We start from the raw sequence: 17,227 nt of genomic DNA on the forward strand, positions 1-17,227 counted from the left end.
CGGGCTGCACGGCGGTGGGCTGCACGGCGGTGGGCTGCACGGCGGTGGGCTGCACGGCGGTGGGCTGCACGGCGGTGGGCTGCACGGCGGTGGGCTGCACGGCGGTGGGCTCACGGAGGTGGGCTCACGGAGGTGGGCTCACGGAGGTGGGCTCACGGAGGTGGGCTCACGGAGGTGGGCTCACGGCGGTGGGCTCACGGACTGCAGCCGCTAGGTGGGTTGCGCTGTGGGGGCGCTCGCTGGTAGGCGCTTGGTGGTGGGCGCTGAGTCGTCGGCGCGCGAGGCTGCAGCCGCGAGGTAGTGGGTGCGGGGCGGTGGGCGCGCGGGTGGCGGGCGCGCGGGTGGCTGGCGCGCGGGTGGCTGGCGCGCGGGTGGCTGGCGCGCGGGGCTGCAGCGGCGGGGAAGGCTCCTGTGATGGGTACGGGGTGCTGACTGCGCGGGCCTGCAGCCGCGGGACGGTGGGCCGTGCCGGGCCGTGCCGTGCCGGGCCGTGCCGGGCCGGGCCGTGCCGGGCCGGGCCGTGCCGGGCCGGGCCGGGCCGGGCCGTGCCGTGCCGTGCCGTGGCGGGCGTGCGGTGGTAGGCGTGCTGTCGCAGGCGCTGGACCGGGCGCGGGTGGCAGGTGGTGGGTGCGGGATGGTGAGAGTCGGTGTGGGGGTGGTGGTGGGTGCGGGGTGGTGAGAGTCGGGGGTGGGGTGGTGGTGAGTGTGGGGTGGTTATTGGAGGTGGGTTCGTAGGTGGGTGAGTTTGGTGGGGTTGAGGATTGCTTGGATGGTGGTGATGGCGCCGTTGTGGGTGGTTGGGACTAGTACGGCGGTGAGGGTGCCGGATTCGTGGACGAGGATTGCGGGGGTGTTGTTGACCTCGGCTATGGACAGGTGGGCGGTTTGGGCGCGGGGGCCGGCGGCTAGGCCGGCTAGGTAGTGGGCGGCGTTGGAGCGGCCGAAGATGGGTTCGCGGGCGGCGATTGCCTTGCCGCCGCCGTCGGCCCAGATCGCGGCGTCTTCGCTGAGGAGCGCTTCCAGGCCTTCGACGTCGCCGTCGACGGTTGCTGCGATGAAGCGCTCGACGAGCTTGGTGCCGTCGGCGGGTTGCGCCTCGAAGCGGGTGCGGTCTGCGCCGATTCGGGCGAGCGCGCGGTGGTACAGCTGTCGCGCGTGTGCCTCGTCGACGGCGAGGACCTCTGCGGTGTCGCGGTGGGTGTAGCCGAAGGCCTCCCGGAGGACGAACACCGCTCGCTCCGGCGGGGTGAGCTTCTCGAGCAGCACCATGAAGCCAAGCGACATGGTGTCCTTCAGCTCCACGGCGTCGAGGGGGTCATTGCCCGTGGCAACCGGTTCGGGGAGCCACGGGCCGACGTACCGTTCTCGGCGGGCTCTGGCGGAGGTCAGGCGGTTGATGCAGAGGTTGGTGACGACGGTGGTCAGCCAGGCGGCTGGTCTCTCCACCTCCGCTGGGCCCGCCGCGGCACCCCGGTTGCTTCGATCAGTGCGTTGCCGGTCGTCTTCGGAGGCGTCCGCGCGGCCCGACCAGCGCAGGTACGCATCCTGTACGACGTCCTCGGCCTCTGAGGCTTCGCCGAGCATTCGGTACGCGATCCCGAACAACCGGCGTCGCTGCTGCTCGAACACTGCGACGTTGTCCACGACCTCGATTGTCATTCATCGCTCCGGGAACGGGACGAGCTGCTGCCGCGCGCCGTTGCGGTCGGCAAGCTCCTGGCGCCACGTCGGATTGTCAACAAAATGATTGTCGAAGAGGTCGGCGGTCGCGAGCACCTCGGCCGGTGACGCCTCGCCCCTGCGGATGCGATCCCCGAGCCGGAAGTACTCGAAGCGGCTGTTGCCGGGGGCCTTCACGATCAGTACGTCGGCGCCGGTGTCCATCGGCGTACCCCAGGCGTGGTGCATCAGCGGCGGCACCAGCAGGTAGTCGCCCTTCGTCACGGTCAGCACCTGGTCGCCGGCCAGGATCTGGAGCGCGCCGTCGAGCAGGTAGAACATCTCCGGCGACTGCTTGTGGAAGTGCGGCGGTGGGCCGTCGACACCGGCGCCGAGCGTCGTACGGACGACGTTCATGATCCCGTCGGTGTGCTCGGCGTCGGCGATCAGCCAGGTCTGGTTCGGTGCTTCACCGAGCCGTTCGGCCTCGGCGCCGCGGGTCAGGACCGCCTTCATGTCTACCTCCAGGGTTGCTCTGTGTGTTGTTGTGCGGGTTGTTCTGCCCACCTGACCGGGCAGGCGGCGCCGTTCGTGACGGCCTGGAACGTGACCGCCGTCACGTCCAGCTCCGACGGCCGATCGATCAGTTATCAAGAAGCGCGCGGGGGTGCCCGGCTCCTAAGGTTTGGGGTAACGACCAGCAGAAGGGCAACTCCGATGGCCACCGCGAAGAGCACCAGCGCCAAGAGCACCAGTACCAAGGGTGCGAGCACCACGAAGAAGTCGTACGACGGGTTCAGTGATGCCGAGCGGGACGCGATGAAGGAGCACGCCAAGGAGCTGAAGAGCAAGGAGGACCCGGCGGAGGCACAGGCGGCGAAGATCGCGGGGATGGTGGACGCAGACCGGGTGATCGCGGAGCGGCTGAACGAGCTGATCCCGCAGATCGCGCCGGATCTCACGCCGAAGCTCTGGTACGGGATGCCGGGCTGGGCGAAGGACGGCAAGATCGTGTGCTTCTTCCAGGATGCGGCCAAGTTCAAGGCCCGCTACGCGACGTTCGGCTTCAACCCGCCGGCACAGCTGGACGACGGCGACTTCTGGCCGACCTCGTACGCGCTGCTCGAGCTCACGCCCGACGTCGAGCAACAGATCGTCGCCCTGGTGAAGAAGGCGGCCGGCCGATCGTGACGGACCCGGTGGCTGATGCGTTCCGTACGCTGACCCAACTCCCCGTCACCCGCAACGAACTGGACCGCGGCGGGAGGATGCTTCGGTGGATCGAGGCCGGCACCGGTACGCCGGTGGTGCTCGAGGCCGGCGCGATGTCACCGGCTGCGGCGTTCGCCACGGTGTTCCAGGGACTCGGGCCCGACCATCGTGTGATCGCCTACGACCGCGCCGGGTACGGAGCCAGCGATCCCGCGCCGCTCCTCACGCTCGACCTGCAGATCAGCGACCTGATCGCCGTACTGGAAGAGGTCGGCCCGGCAATCGTCGTCGGCCACAGCTGGGGTGGACTGCTCGCCCAGCTCGCGACCTGGGAGCGGCCCGATCTGGTCTGCGGTCTGGTGCTGCTCGACCCGTCGCACGAGCGGTACTGGCGGGACGACGAGCCGATGCAACATCCCGACCGGCAGCAACCCCCCGCAGCAGACCCGCGGCTCCAAGAGCTCCTCGACTCCGCCCGCGAGCTTGCGGACGACGTCGCCCAGCACCTGCCCGAGCACACCACGAACAGCACCCGTACGGCCCTCGTCGATGCCTGTCTCTCCTACGTACGGACCGATGAGCAGCTCTTCACGTACCTCGACGAGTTGCCGATGATCCTCGACCACGTCGACGAACTCGTCGCCCACCGGGCAAAGGCGGTCTGGCCGCCGATCCCCGTCGTGCTCCTGACCGCGACCAAGGGCCGGGCGCCCGAGTGGACTCCCCTGGTCATCACCACCCAGGAGCAGGTGGCCACCGAATGCAACGGCCGCCACCAGGTCGTGCCCGATTCGGGCCACTACCTCCAGATCGACCGCCCGGACCTCGTGATCGCCGCTGTGGGGGAAGTCGACGGCTGAGCGTGGCAAGATCTGCTGGGTGCAGATCGGGATGTTGGGACCGTTCGAGGTACGGGCCGGCGATGGGCGCATCGTCGACGTGCCTGGAGCGCGGCTGCGGGCGCTGCTGATCGCGCTGGCGCTCGACGCGAGCCGGGTGGTGCCGAAGGCGACGCTGGTCGACTGGATCTGGGGTGAGCAGCCGCCCGCGGACGCCGCTAACGCGTTGCAGCGGCTGGTGTCCCGGCTGCGCAAGGTGCTGCCGGTCGAGGGGCACACGGACGGGTACCGGTTGCAGCTCGATCCGGACGATGTCGACGCCGTACGGTTCGAGCGGCTGGTCACGCGGGCGCGTACCGATCAGGATCCGCAGGGCGTCCGGCTGCTGCGCGAGGCGCTCGCGTTGTGGCGCGGGCCGGCGATGCAGGACGTCGGGCTGACCGAGAGCGGCGCGTTCGACGCCGCTGTGACGCGGCTCGACGGGCTGCGGCTGACCGCGATGGAGGACCGGTACGACGCCGAGATCGTGCTAGGCAACGGCGCCGAACTCGTCACCGAGCTGACCGACCTGGTCGCCACGCACCCGGTGCGCGAACGCCTGGTCGCCGCGCTGATGCGCGCCTTGGTCGCGTCCGGTCGCGACACCGAGGCGCTCCGTGTGTACGAGCGCACCCGCGAAACGCTCGCCGACGAGCTCGGCGTCGACCCCTCACCCGAGCTGGCCGCACTGCACGTGGCGCTGCTGCGCGGCGAGCTCGTACGGCGGGACGAGCGGCGCAACACGAACCTGCGCGAGGAACTCACGACGTACGTCGGCAAGGACGCGGACATCGCCGGCGTCCGCGCCCTGATCGCCGAGCACCGCCTGACGACGCTGATCGGGCCTGGCGGCTCGGGCAAGACCAGGCTCGCGACCGAGACCGCGCGGACGATGCTGCGGGATCTGCCAGACGGCGCGTGGATGGTCGAGCTCGCGGCGATCGGGGCGGACGGGGACGTGGCCCAGGCGACGCTCGGCGCGCTGGCGCTGCGGGACGCGCTGCTCGGCGACGTACCGGACAGCGACCCGACCGACCGGGTGATCGCGGCCGTCCGCGAACGGGCGATGCTGCTGATCCTCGACAACTGCGAGCACGTGATCGACTCGGCCGCGAAGTTCGCGTACCGGGTCCTCGGCGAATGCCCGCGGCTGCGGATCCTCGCCACCAGCCGCGAGGCGCTCGGTATCACCGGCGAGGCGCTCTGGCCGGTCGCACCGTTGGCGCTGCCAACAGAATCCGCCGCCCTCGCCGAGATCGGCGCGTCGCCGGCGGTTCGGCTGCTGCAGGACCGGGCGCGCGCCGTCCGCGCGGATCTCGACCTGAACCCGGCGACGATGGCCCGGATCTGCCGGGCATTGGACGGGATGCCGCTGGCGATCGAGCTGGCCGCGGCGCGGCTGCGCACCATGTCTCTCGAGCAGCTCGCCACGCGTCTCGACGACCGTTTCCGTCTGCTCACCGGCGGCAGCCGTACGGCGCTCCCCCGGCACCGGACGCTGCGCGCGATGGTCGACTGGAGTTGGGAGCTGCTCTCCGGCGCCGAGCGTTCGGTCCTGAGCAGGCTGTCCGTGTTCGCGGGCGGCGCGAGTCTGGAGGCGGCCGAGCGGGTCTGCGCCAGCGACGACGTGGAGTCCTGGGAGGTCCTCGACCTGCTGACCTCGCTCACCGAGAAGTCGCTGGTCGTGACGAAGGACGAGGGTGCGCCGCGGTACCGGCTGCTCGGCACGATCAAGGAGTACGCCCAGCAGCGTCTCGACGAAGCGGGCGAGACCGGCCTGGCCCGCAGTACTCATCTCGCGTACTTCACCCAGTTCGCCGCGACCGCGGACCCGCATCTGCGCCGCAACGAGCAGCTCGAATGGCTCGCGATCCTCGAGACCGAGCACGACAACATCGCGGCGGCGATGCGGGGTGCGCTCGCGGCCGGCGATGCGAACGGTGCTGCGCACCTGGGGGCAGTGGCCGGCTGGTACTGGTGGCTGGCAGGTCACAAGGTCGAGGGGCACGAGTTCCTGCTGGCGACGCCGAAGGTGCCGGGCGAGGTCGACGATGAGGCCTTGGCTGTGGTGTACGCGTTCGTCACCGGCTTCATGACCTCGGGACGCGGGCGGGACGAGACCACCGCGGAAGAGTGGATCCACAAGGCGTACGAGCTGAGTCAGCGGGGGCACGCGGCGCATCCCGCCGTACGGCTCGCGCCTGCTCTGGAACGGTTGCTGCAAGGGCCTGGCGCGTTCAGGTCCGCGTTCGAGCCGATGCTGGGCGACGAGGATCCGTGGGTCCGGGCGCTGGCCCGGTTGCAGATGGGGAAGATGCGGATCGTCCTCGGCGACGGCGATCTGGAGGCGGACGAGTCGCTGGCGGCGGCGCTCGAGGAGTTCCGGGCGATCGGCGAACGCTGGGGGATGTCGTTCGCGCTGACCGAGCTCGCGGACCGGGTCGCGGTTCGCGGCGACTTCGCGGCCGCCTGCGAGTACTACGAGCAGGCGATCGTCGTCGTCAAGGAGGTCGGCGCGATCGACGATGTCGTACGGATGCGGTCGCGGCAGGCCCAGCTGTACTGGCTGGCCGGCGACCAGGACGCGAGCGCGGCGGCGATCACCGAGGCCCAGCGATACGCGGAGCGGGTAGCGTGGCCGGAGGCTCTGGTCGAGCTGGCGCTGTCGAAGGCCGAGCTCGCGCACTGGCGCGGTGATGCCGACGAGGTACGCCGGCAGCTCGACGAGGCGGCCGCCGCGTCGGAGACCGACGCCGACCGCGCCAACCTGCGACTGCTGACCCAGGATTTGCTCGGCTACCTGGCCGAGGACATCGAAGAAGCCTGGGAGCACCGCAGCGCCGCGTTCCAGGCGGCGGCCGCGGCCGAACACCCGCTCGGTATCGCACAGATGCTGATCGGCGTCGCGGATCTCGCGTTGCGCACCGGGCAGGACGAGCAGGCCGCGCGACTGATTGCTGCGAGTGCCGTCGTCCGCGGTCTGCCCGATCGCTCGAACCCGGACCTGGTCCGGATCGAGCAGGAAGCCCGCAGTCGCCTCGGTGTGGAGCGATTCACCGAGGCGACCGCAGAAGGACGGCAGGCGAGCTGGCGGGAACTGGTCGAGATCACGCTCGCTTCGTGAACGTACGGGTCGCCCAGACGTAGCCGACGACGCCGATCCCGATGCACCAGGCGAGCGCCTGGAACAGCGAGCTGTGCGGTACCGCACCGTTCAGCAAGCCGCGCAGGGTCTCGATGATCGGCGTGAACGGCTGGTACTCCGCGAACTGCCGGACGCCCGGGCCCATCTTGTCGGTCGGTGCGATCGCGCTGCTGAAGAACGGCAGCATCACCAGCGGCAACGAGGCCAAGCCTGCGGTTTCCGGGGACTTCGCCGCCAGGCCCATCGCGATCGTCAGCCAGCCGGCCGCGAAGCTGAGCAGCAGGATGATGCCGATCACGGCGAGCCAACCGAGGAAACCCGCCGACGGGCTGAAGCCGAGCGCGAAGCCGAGGCCGATGATCGCCGCGACGGCGAGCAGGTTGGTCAGTACGCTCGCGACGACATGGCCGGTCAGTACGGCGCTGCGCGGGACATCCATGACCTTGAACCGGTTGATGATGCCCTTGGTGGCGTCGGAGTTCACCGACACCGCCACCGACCCGAGGCCGTAGCAGACCGCCAGCAGGATCAGTCCCGGTGTCGAGTAGTCGACGTAGTCGACGCCGACGTTGAACGCGTCGCCGAACACGTAGACGAACATCAGCATCACGACGACCGGCATCAGGACGGCGTTGAACACCGTCATCGGGTTTCGTGCGATGTGCTTGAAGTTGCGGCGCAGCATCACGATCGAGGGGTTCTTCATGGCGCGACTACCTCCGCGGTGTCATGGCCGGTCAGGGCGAGGAATACGTCATCGAGGTCAGGGGTGTTGACGGAGAACTCGTCCGCGTTCAGCGAGTACTCGTCGAGCCGGTCGAGCAGTTCGCGGACGGAGCGGGTGCTGCCGTCGCTGGGGACCCGCAGGGTGAGCGCGTCGTCGTCGCGGGTCGAGTCCGGCAGCAGCTGCGCGGCGGTGCCGAGGTCCTCGACCGAGCCGAACCGGAACCGGACATGGGTCCCGGGGATCTGCCGCTTGAGCTCCTCCGGGGTGCCCTGGGCAACCAACCGGCCCTTGTCGAGCACCGCGATCCGGTCGGCCAGCTCGTCGGCCTCGTCGAGGTACTGCGTGGTGAGGAAGATCGTGACGCCGTCGGCGAGCAGCTCGCGGATGATCGTCCACATGGTCCGCCGGCTGCGCGGGTCCAGACCGGTGGTCGGCTCGTCCAGGAAGATGATCTGCGGGTCGCCGACCAGGGTCATCGCCAGGTCGAGCTTGCGGCGCATGCCGCCGGAGTACGTGGCCGCCGGCTTGTCCGCGGACTCCGCGAGATCGAACCGCTTCAGCAGATTGTCAACAATCCGCTTGTCGATCTTCGACGACCGCCGGCTCAGGTCCACCATCAGCTGCAGGTTCTCGCGGCCGGTGAGCAGTTCGTCCACGGCCGCGAACTGGCCGGTGACGCCGATCGAGGAGCGGACCGCCTGCGCGTCGGCCGCGACGTCGTGGCCGGCCACCCGGACCGTACCGGCGTCGGCCTTGGTCAGCGTGGTCAGCACGTTGACTGTTGTCGTCTTGCCCGCGCCGTTCGGGCCGAGCAGGGAGAAGACGGTTCCCGCGGGGACGTCGAGGTCGATCCCGTCGAGCACGGTCTTGTCGCCGAATGCCTTGCGCAGTCCTGTGACCGCGATCGCCGAAGTTGTCATGGAACCACCTTCGGCAGCGGCCCTGACACGCACCTGACACCGGGCCGCCACGGCGGCGGGCCCGTGTCAGCCGCGATCGCAGTGCCTTGTCAGGACGCGCGGCCAGAGTTGTCCGTACCGACACCTGAGGGAGCAGTCAGATGCCTACATTCACCACCCCGGCGCCGATCACCGCGGCCGTCGACATCATCTTCGGCGACATCACCGTCCGCGCGACCGACCGGACGGACACCGTCGTCGAGGTCCGTCCGGTCGACCCGAACTGGGACCTCGACGTGAAGGCTGCCGCGGACGTGGTCGTCGATTTCAGCTACGGAAGGCTGCAGGTCAAGCACCCGAAGCTGCGCTCGGTGTTCAGTAAGCGATACGGCGCGGTCGGCGTACTGATCGAACTGCCGGCCGGCTCGGATCTCCAGGGCTACACCGCGAAGGGTACGTACGTGGTGGACGGACGGGTCGGTGCCTGCGAGCTGAAGACCGCGAACGGCGACATCCGGGTCGGCGCCGTCACCGGAGACTTCCGCGCCAAGTCCGCCACCGGCCACATCACGGTCGGCACGGCCGGCGCCGAGGTCCATGCCCGGACGGCGAACGGCGACATCCGGGTCGGCGTGCTCGGCACCGGCACCGCCGACCTGTACACCGCGACCGGCGAGATCGCGATCGGCGTTCCCGCGGGTACGACGGCCGACCTCGACGCCCGCGCCTCGATCGGCCGCATCTTCGACAACCAGCACACCCCCGGCACCAGCACAGACACCGCCACCGACGCCGACGCCGCCAGTGACTCCGGCGCCGCGACCGCCACCGGCACTGACTCCGGCCCTGATTCCGGCACCGCCACCGGCCGCGGCGCCGCGGTCGCCCGCACCGTCACTGTCCGGGCGCGCACTCACGGCGGGAACATCACCGTGTCGCCCGCCTGAACCTCACTCGACCAGCCGGAGCCAAGCCGCGGCGAGCGCAGCATGCCCGGCCGGCGTCGGATGCACCGCATCGGCCGACCAATGCTCCGGACGACCACCAAGCCCCGCGAACATCCCGTCCGCAGCCAGCAACTCCGCGCCGTACCGCTGCGCCAGTTCGCGAACGACCTGGATCCGCGGATCCAGTTCCGCACGCCACTTCCGCCGTCCTTCGACGCCGACCTGTGCGGCACCGACCTCGATGGTGGCCGCGATCGGCAACAGGAACGGCTCGATCAGCACCAATTGGCTACCGGCCTCGGCGAGCGGGGCCAGCAACCGCTCGTAGCCGGCCGCGAACTCCTCCACCGGAGCCAGATATCCGTCCGGGTCGTACGTGTGCCACCCGACGTCGTTCATCCCGACCAGAATCGACACCACATCAGGCCGTACGTCGAGCACGTCGGCCTGCCAACGCGCCTCCAGGTCCATCACCTTGTCGCCCGCGATCCCCGAGTTCAGCCAGGTCACCGACCGCTCGGGGTGCCGCAGCCCCCACTCCCCCGCGATCCGCAGCGGGTAGCCGAAGCCGAGGCCGTCCTCGCTCTCCAGTCGTTGGCAGTCGGTGATCGAGTCGCCGGTGAACATCACGGTGCTGCCGGCTCGCAGTGTGATCGCCATCGTCAGAACCACCTCTCCAGCGCAGCATCGAGAGTCGACGGATCGTTGGCCCAGGCAACAACCCCATCCGGACGCAGCAGTACGGCCGTCAGCCCGAGATCGTCAACCGGTTGGGCCGCGACGTACCGGATCCGGCCGCCGGGATCCTTCACCTCGCCGGTGAAGTCGAGCAACAGGGCGTCGCCGTCCCGCATCAGGTTGTCGAGACAGGTGTCGTCGTCGAATTCGAAGTTCGGTGCGTTCCGGCCGGACAACGGGTGCTCGTCGCCGACGTCGTACCGGAACGCGAGGCCGGACAGCTTGCTGTAGACGTACGTGGCCCCGTCACCGGTCTGCAGCAGATCGCGGATCAGTCGCTGGGTCGCCGCGGCGTTCGGGCCCGGCTTCATCACCGCGGCCTGCGCGCGGGTCCAGTCGAGCACCCAGTCGCCGATCGGATGCCGTTCGGCGGTGTAGGTGTCGAGCAACCGCTCCGGCGCATCACCGCGCGCGACCGCGGCGAGCTTCCAGCCGAGATTGATCGCGTCGCCCAGCCCGGTGTTCAGGCCTTGCCCGCCGAGCGGCGCGTGGATGTGCGCGGCGTCGCCGGCAAGCAGCACGCGTCCCTTCCGGTACGTCGTCGTCTGCATCGCCCGATCGGTGAAGCTCGACGCGAGCTGTACGTCGGTCAGCGTCACGTCGGCGCCCGACACCCGGCGCAGTACCGACTGCAGATGCTCCTGCGTCAACTCCTGCGAGCGGTCGAACGCGCCACCGTCGAAGTCGAGCATCGCGACATGTCCCGGGGTCTGCGTGACGATGTACATCCCGGTCGGTGTCAGGTTGAACCCGGGCTGCAACGTCCCGGGACCGCCGACCGTCGCCAGCACGGCGTACCCGGTGAACTGCGGCTCCGTCCCGACGAAGTCGAAACCGACCAGACCCCGGACCGTGCTCCGGCCCCCGTCGCAACCAACCACCCAGCGCCCCGCGTACTCCTGCTCCCCGGCCCGTACGACCACGCGATCGTCGTGCACAGCGACGTCCGTGACGGACGCGCCGTACTGCACCTCGACCCCGAGCTCCGCGGCCCGCTCCGCCAGCACGCCCTCGACCGCCTCGAGGCTCGTCAGCATCATCCCTGGCAACGAACTCTCCAGCTGGTACGGCGGCGGCTCGATCCCCGACCCGTCCACCATGATCCCGGCGAAATGCCCTCCCCGGCGCGGACCGACCGCGCCACCGCCCGCGCCCCCGTCCTCGTCCGTTTCCGCGGCCGACCGCAACGCAGCCAGCAACCCGCGCCGGCCGAACGCCTGCACCGACGCCGGCGACAGCCCGCGCATCCCCAACGGCCGCGCCCGCCACGGCGAACGTCCCTCCGGTTCCCGTTCGAGCACCAGCACCGATGCGCCGGCCAGCCCCACCTCGCACGCCAGGAACAACCCGACCGGTCCGGCCCCCACGATCACGACGTCATACACAAGCGATCTCCTCTCCGTGCCTCATCTGTGTCTGGCTCCACGCTCACAAGACGGCCGCACGTGGAGCGCACACGCCGCTGTGACAGCCCTGTCGCAGCCGGCTCCGGATCGCCTCCGTGACCCAGTCGAATTCCGTCGGAGGGTTGACGGAAAAATTCCGGGTTCCTAGCGTCGCGAGGGTGCAGACGCAGACCGGAGTACAGGCGCTGGTACGGAGGACCCACGAGGAGCGGGTCCTCCAGGTGCTGCGCGAGCAGGGTGCGCTCAGCCGGAACCAGATCGCGCGGGCCGTCGGGCTGTCCCGTACGACCCTGTCGGAGATCACCGGCAGCCTGCTGCAGCGCGGCGCGCTCGTCGTCATCGACACCGACGCGGCAGACCGTGAGGGCAGCGGCCGTCCGGCGGAGCGGCTCGCTCTGGATCCGGCGTCCGGGCAGTTCATGGGGGTGGACTTCGGTCATCGCCGGGTCCATGTAGTCGTCGCCGACGCCTCGCACGAGATCGTCGCGTCCGGTTCGGACCGGTACGCGGACCGCGTCGACTGGCCGACCCGGCTCGAGGTGGCCTTCGGTCTGCTCGAGCGGCTCAGCGCGCAGTACGGGGTCCACTACGGTGCGTTGCAGGGGCTCGGGATCGGGGTTCCGGGCCCGTACTCGGGCAAGCCTGGCGTCCGCGGTTTCCCATCGCACCGGGCGGCGGCCGACGCGTTCCACGATGCCTCGGTCGACGAGGCGTTCGGCGAACGGTTCGGCGCCCCGGTGATCGTGGACAACAACACCCGGCTGGCCGCGCTCGCCGAGGCCACGTTCGGCGGCAGCGCGATCGAGAACCTGCTCTACGTCCGCCTGTCCGACGGGGTCGGCGGCGGCCTGGTGGTGGGCGGCCGACTGGTCTCCGGTTCGGCCGGGCTCGCCGGCGAGCTGGGGCACGTGACCGTACGGGCCGACGGCGACGCCTGCCGCTGCGGCAAGACCGGTTGCCTAGAAACCATCGCATCCGTCCCCGCGATCCTGGCCGCTTGCCGCGCCGGCGGCCTCGCGGTCGAGAGCCTCGACGACCTCACCGGCGCCGTCGCCCGCTCGCATCCGGTGGCCGACCGCGTCCTGCGCGACGCGTCCGCAGCGCTCGGGCGGGTGCTCGGCGCGATCGGCATGGCGCTGAACCCCGCCCAGATCGTGATCGGCGGTGAGATCAGCCGGATCGCACCCGCGATCGTCGACGGGGCCAAGGCCGCGGTCGCCGCCGAACTCTTCCCCGGCGCCCCGTCGCCCGGCGTCCGGGCAGCACATCTGTCCGACGACGACGGAGCGCTCGGTGCGCTCGCCGCCGTCTTCCACCGTTCGCCGCTGCTCGCGGGCTACCCGGAGACGCCGGCACCCGCCGGTTCCGGTGCCCGCGTGCGGCCGACCGAGATCCAAGGAGTGGCCGATGGCCGTACTCACTGACCAGGCAGTCCGCCGAACACGTACGCGGACGGCCGGTCTTCCTCTGCTGCTCAACGTCGTCTCGATCGCCCTCGGCATCGCGTTGTGGTGGATCCTGGCGCTCGCCGGGCTCAAGCTGCCCACCCCGCCCGAGGTGGTCTCGCAGGCCGGGACCCTGATCGCCAACGGCACGCTGGGCAAGGACGTCCTGGCGAGCCTGCTGCGAGTGCTGATCGGCTTCGCGCTCGGCACCGCGGTCGCGATCCCGGTCGGCTTCCTGATGGGCTGGTACGCCGTCCTGCGCGGACTGATCGAGCCGTGGATCCAGTTCTTCCGTACGGTGCCGCCGCTGGCGATCATCCCGCTCGCGATCGTACTGATGGGGATCGGCGAGGCGCCGAAGATCTTCGTGATCTTCCTGGCCGCGTTCCTGGCCTGCGTGATCTCGACGTTCCAGGGCGTCGTCAACGTCGACAAGACGCTGATCAACGCGGCCCGGGTGCTCGGCTCGAAGGACGCCGGCATCTTCGCGCGGGTCGTCGTACCGGCATCGACGCCGTTCATCCTGGTCGGGATGCGGGTCGGGCTCGGCTCGGCCTGGGCCACGCTGGTCGCCGCGGAACTGATCGCCGCCCAGCAGGGCCTCGGCTTCCGGATGCAGAACGCGCAGCTGTACTACGACCTGCCGACGATCTTCGTCGGCCTGATCTCGATCGGCATCCTCGGCCTGCTGATGGACCGGGTACTGCTCACGGCCGAACGCAGACTCACCGGATGGCAGGAGCGCCGATGAAGATTTCAGTCCGGTCCGTGAGCAAGACGTTTGCCCTCGGCAAAGAAATGTTCACCGCCCTCGACCAGGTCTCGCTCGACATCGCCGCGAACGAGTTCATCACCGTTGTCGGCCCGTCGGGGTGCGGCAAGAGCACGCTGATGAACATCCTCGCCGGGCTTGAGGAGCCGACCTCGGGGCAGGCGCTCGTCGACAACGTACCGGTGTCAGGTCCTGGCCCGGAGCGTGGCGTGATCTTCCAGCAGTACGCACTCTTCCCGTGGCTGACCGTGCGCAAGAACGTGGAGTTCGGCCTCAAGACGGCCGGCGTCCGCAAGCAGGAGCGGCGGGAACGGGCCGAGCACTTCATCGAGCTGGTCGGGTTGAGCGAGTTCGCCGACGCGCTGCCGAAGATGCTGTCCGGTGGCATGCGGCAGCGCTGCGCGATCGCGCGGGCGTACGCGGTGAATCCGTCGATCCTGTTGATGGACGAGCCGTTCGGAGCGCTGGACGCACTCACCCGGGTCAAGTTGCAGGAGCAGTTGCTCGACACCTGGAGCCAGGAGCAGCGCACGGTCCTGTTCATCACCCACGACGTCGACGAGGCGGTCTTCCTGGCGAACCGCGTCGTCGTGATGGCCGCGCGGCCGGGGCGGATCTACGACGTGATCGACGTGGACCTGCCGTACCCACGGTCGGAGGAGTTCCGCCTGAGCGCCGAGTTCGCCGAGCTGCGCAACCGCGTCTGGCACTCCGTCTACCACCAGGACGGCCGCACGGCCGCCGACTCCGCAACAACTCTGCCGTCGCCCGCGACGGCTCGATCCTAAGGACTTCCTGATGACCCTGACACGCAGACTGACGGCGCTGGCCGCCGGAGCAGTTGCGCTCACCCTCGCCCTGGCCGGTTGCGGCGGTTCCGACGACAAGGCTGCCGACGGCGGTCCCCTGCAGGAGGTGAACTTCGGCTACATCGCCGACTACAACGGCACCAGTCTGCTGGCGATCGCGAAGGACCAGAAGCTCTGGCAGAAGCACGGTCTGAAGGCGAACACCAAGGTCTTCACCAACGGTCCGCTGCAGATCCAGGCACTCGGCACCGGCGACCTCGACTTCGGCTACATCGGCCCGGGTGCGTTCTGGCTGCCGGCTTCCGGGCAGGCGAAGGTGGTCGCGATCAACACCCTCGGCAACGCGGACCGGGTGATCGCGCGGTCCGGCACCACGTCGATCGACCAGCTCCGCGGCAAGACCGTCGGCGTACCGGAAGGGACGTCGGGCGACATGATCCTGACCCTCGCGCTGGAGAAGGCAGGGATGACCAAGAAGGACCTCAAGGTGGTCAATATGGACGCCTCGACGATCGTGTCCGCGTTCGCGTCCAAGAAGATCGACGCCGCGGGGTTCTGGTACCCGGCGATCGGCACCATCAAGAAGCAGGTCCCGGACCTGACCGAGCTCGCGAAGAACTCCGACTTCGAGTCCCAGGTGTCGTTCCCGACCGCGTTCGTGGCCGGCAACGCCGTCGTGTCCGGTCAGAAGGACAAGACCGAGAAGACGATCGCCGTACTGCGGGACGCGATCGCATACCGCTCCGCGAACGCGGACAAGTCGATCGAGCTGACCGCGAAGATGCTCAATCTGCCCGTCGACCAGGTGAAGGCGGACGCCGGCAACGTGAAGGTGCTGTCGCTGGACGAGCTGGACGCCAAGACCAAGGACGGCACGATCGACAAGTGGCTGAACGGGATGGCCGACTACTTCGTCCAGGCCGGTAAGCTCAAGGCGAAGGTCGATCCGAAGACGTACTACACCGGTGACCTGTTCACCACGGCGGCGGCGAAGAAGTGAGCGAACCGAAGAACATCCTGTTCCTGATGACCGACCAGCACCGGGTCGACACACTCGGTGCCTACGGCAACCAGCTGGGGACGACCCCTAACCTGGACGAGCTGGCCCGGACCGGGACCCGGTTCGACCGGTGGTACACACCGACCGCGATCTGTACGCCGGCCCGGGCCAGCCTGCTCACCGGGCAGGCGCCGTTCCGGCACAAACTGCTCGCGAACTACGAGCGCAACGTCGGCTACCTCGAGGACCTCGGCGAGGGGACGTTCACGTTCTCGCAGGCGCTGCGCGACCGCGGGTACAACTGCGGTCTGATCGGCAAGTGGCATGTCGGCACCAACAAATCGGCCGGTGACTTCGGCTTCGACGGTCCGGATCTGCCGGGCTGGCACAACCCGGTCGATCATCCGGACTACCTGGCGTACCTCGAGGAGAACGGCTTCCCGCCGTACGAGATCTCGGACCGGATCCGCGGGACGCTGCCGAACGGCGGCCCGGGCAACCTGCTCGCCGCGCGCCTGCACCAGCCGGTGGAGGCGACGTTCGAGCACTATCTCGCCACCCGCACGATCGAGATGCTCGAGCAGTACGCCGGGGAACCGTTCTTCCTCGCACTGAACTTCTTCGGCCCGCACCTGCCGTACATCCTCCCCGACGAGTACTTCGACCTGATCGATCCGGCGGACGTCGAGCTGCCGCGGTCGATCGCCGAGACGTTCCAGGGCAAGCCGCCGGTGCAGAAGAACTACAGCGCGCACTGGACGTTCGACACGATGCCGATCGAGACCACGCGGAAGCTGATCGCGATCTACCAGGGCTACGTCGCGCTGATCGACTTCGAGATCGGACGGGTGCTCGCGGCGATGGAGCGGCTCGGGCTGACCGACGACACCGCGGTGTTCTTCACCTGCGACCACGGCGAGTTCACCGGCTCACATCGCCTGCACGACAAGGGCCCTGCGATGTACGAGGACATCTACCGCACGCCCGGACTGCTGCGGGTCCCGGGTCAGCCGGCCGGCGTCGTACGGAACTTCGTCAGTCTGCTCGACTGCACGGCGACGATCCTCGACCTGGCGGGCGCCGACCCGAAGCAGGCGACCGATTCGCGCAGCCTGCTGCCGCTCGTTGCGGGCGAGCAGGTCGAGTGGGCCGACGACATCGTGTGCGAGTTCCACGGCCATCATTTCCCTTATCCACAACGGATGTTGCGCACGGATCGGTACAAGCTCGTGGTGAACCCGGACTCGGTGAACGAGCTGTACGACCTGGAGCTCGACCCCGACGAGCTGCTCAACGTGTACGAACACCCGGAGCAGGCCGCCGTACGGTCCCGGATGCTACGACGGCTCTACACCGTACTGCGCGAACGCGGCGACAACTTCTACCACTGGATGACCTCCATGTACGACGTCGGCGAGGTCACCTACGACCCCAGCCTGAGCGGCCTCGACGAGTCGACGTACGAATGAGGTCGTGGGGGGGGGGGGGGGGGGGGCCCCCCCGCCCCCCCCCCCCCCCCCGCGGGGGGGGGGGGCGGGCCGACCCACCCGCCCCGCGCGGGGCGCGCGCCGGGAGGCGGGCGCGCAGCCG

At 69.5% G+C, this 17,227-nt stretch carries 15 protein-coding genes; 9 read left to right on the forward strand and 6 right to left on the reverse strand.

All coding sequences use genetic code 11. From position 1 onward, the window contains the following. Window positions 1–714: 714 nt before the first annotated feature. Both sigJ and ACGFI6_RS01620 read right to left on the reverse strand, forming a co-directional pair. On the reverse strand, window positions 715–1,659 hold the full coding sequence (gene sigJ, locus ACGFI6_RS01615; RefSeq protein ID WP_393114391.1) for an RNA polymerase sigma factor SigJ: 945 nt from the start codon (window positions 1,657–1,659) through the stop codon (window positions 715–717). Beyond that, window positions 1,660–2,175: a cupin domain-containing protein gene (locus ACGFI6_RS01620; protein ID WP_393114393.1), complete on the reverse strand. Its 516-nt coding sequence runs from the start codon at window positions 2,173–2,175 to the stop codon at window positions 1,660–1,662. A 201-nt stretch (window positions 2,176–2,376) separates the two neighbouring features. On the opposite strand from ACGFI6_RS01620, the gene ACGFI6_RS01625 reads away from it, so the two are divergent. From ACGFI6_RS01625 to ACGFI6_RS01635, 3 genes are read left to right on the forward strand one after another with little or no spacing between them, the layout of a single operon-like run. Next, window positions 2,377–2,850: an iron chaperone gene (locus ACGFI6_RS01625; protein ID WP_393114395.1), complete on the forward strand. Its 474-nt coding sequence runs from the start codon at window positions 2,377–2,379 to the stop codon at window positions 2,848–2,850. Next, the gene (locus tag ACGFI6_RS01630; protein WP_393114398.1) at window positions 2,847–3,731 is read left to right on the forward strand and encodes an alpha/beta fold hydrolase; all 885 of its coding nucleotides are present in this window, start codon (window positions 2,847–2,849) and stop codon (window positions 3,729–3,731) included. Before ACGFI6_RS01625 ends, ACGFI6_RS01630 begins: the two co-directional genes overlap by 4 nt. Before the next feature lie 19 nt (window positions 3,732–3,750). After that, window positions 3,751–6,873, forward strand: coding sequence for a BTAD domain-containing putative transcriptional regulator (locus tag ACGFI6_RS01635; RefSeq protein ID WP_393114400.1), 3,123 nt, complete (start codon window positions 3,751–3,753; stop codon window positions 6,871–6,873). On the opposite strand, the gene ACGFI6_RS01640 is transcribed toward ACGFI6_RS01635, so the two are convergent. Both ACGFI6_RS01640 and ACGFI6_RS01645 read right to left on the reverse strand, forming a co-directional pair. Then, on the reverse strand, window positions 6,857–7,600 hold the full coding sequence (locus ACGFI6_RS01640; protein ID WP_393114402.1) for an ABC transporter permease: 744 nt from the start codon (window positions 7,598–7,600) through the stop codon (window positions 6,857–6,859). The genes ACGFI6_RS01635 and ACGFI6_RS01640 overlap by 17 nt on opposite strands. Beyond that, window positions 7,597–8,541, reverse strand: a complete 945-nt coding sequence (locus tag ACGFI6_RS01645; RefSeq protein ID WP_393114405.1) for an ATP-binding cassette domain-containing protein — start codon at window positions 8,539–8,541, stop codon at window positions 7,597–7,599. Before ACGFI6_RS01645 ends, ACGFI6_RS01640 begins: the two co-directional genes overlap by 4 nt. Before the next feature lie 140 nt (window positions 8,542–8,681). Here ACGFI6_RS01645 and ACGFI6_RS01650 point away from each other — a divergent pair, with 140 nt between their 5' ends. After that, entirely contained in the window at window positions 8,682–9,467 is a 786-nt protein-coding gene (locus ACGFI6_RS01650) for a hypothetical protein (protein ID WP_393114407.1), read from the forward strand. 3 nt (window positions 9,468–9,470) lie between these two features. Here the strand turns inward: ACGFI6_RS01650 and ACGFI6_RS01655 are convergent, their stop codons facing one another. Further along, entirely contained in the window at window positions 9,471–10,127 is a 657-nt protein-coding gene (locus ACGFI6_RS01655) for a GDSL-type esterase/lipase family protein (protein WP_393114409.1), read from the reverse strand. 2 nt (window positions 10,128–10,129) lie between these two features. Then, complete coding sequence (locus ACGFI6_RS01660) at window positions 10,130–11,590, reverse strand: FAD-dependent monooxygenase (RefSeq protein WP_393114411.1); 1,461 nt, start codon at window positions 11,588–11,590, stop codon at window positions 10,130–10,132. A gap of 179 nt (window positions 11,591–11,769) precedes the next feature. Here ACGFI6_RS01660 and ACGFI6_RS01665 point away from each other — a divergent pair, with 179 nt between their 5' ends. Genes ACGFI6_RS01665 through ACGFI6_RS01685 form a run of 5 tightly spaced genes read left to right on the forward strand, consistent with a single transcriptional unit; the run spans window position 11,770 to window position 17,106 of the window. Next, window positions 11,770–13,035, forward strand: a complete 1,266-nt coding sequence (locus ACGFI6_RS01665; RefSeq protein ID WP_393114413.1) for an ROK family protein — start codon at window positions 11,770–11,772, stop codon at window positions 13,033–13,035. Next, complete coding sequence (locus ACGFI6_RS01670; protein ID WP_393114414.1) at window positions 13,019–13,807, forward strand: ABC transporter permease; 789 nt, start codon at window positions 13,019–13,021, stop codon at window positions 13,805–13,807. Before ACGFI6_RS01665 ends, ACGFI6_RS01670 begins: the two co-directional genes overlap by 17 nt. Then, the gene (locus tag ACGFI6_RS01675) at window positions 13,804–14,616 is read left to right on the forward strand and encodes an ABC transporter ATP-binding protein (protein WP_393114416.1); all 813 of its coding nucleotides are present in this window, start codon (window positions 13,804–13,806) and stop codon (window positions 14,614–14,616) included. The genes ACGFI6_RS01670 and ACGFI6_RS01675 overlap by 4 nt, the downstream gene beginning before the upstream one ends. A gap of 10 nt (window positions 14,617–14,626) precedes the next feature. Beyond that, entirely contained in the window at window positions 14,627–15,637 is a 1,011-nt protein-coding gene (locus ACGFI6_RS01680) for an aliphatic sulfonate ABC transporter substrate-binding protein (protein ID WP_393114419.1), read from the forward strand. After that, a complete protein-coding gene (locus ACGFI6_RS01685) occupies window positions 15,634–17,106 on the forward strand; it encodes a sulfatase-like hydrolase/transferase (protein ID WP_393114422.1) in 1,473 nt (490 codons plus the stop codon). The genes ACGFI6_RS01680 and ACGFI6_RS01685 overlap by 4 nt, the downstream gene beginning before the upstream one ends. Window positions 17,107–17,227 lie beyond the last annotated feature (121 nt).

Source organism: Kribbella sp. NPDC048928 (genome assembly GCF_043197975.1).
GTDB lineage: Bacteria > Actinomycetota > Actinomycetes > Propionibacteriales > Kribbellaceae > Kribbella.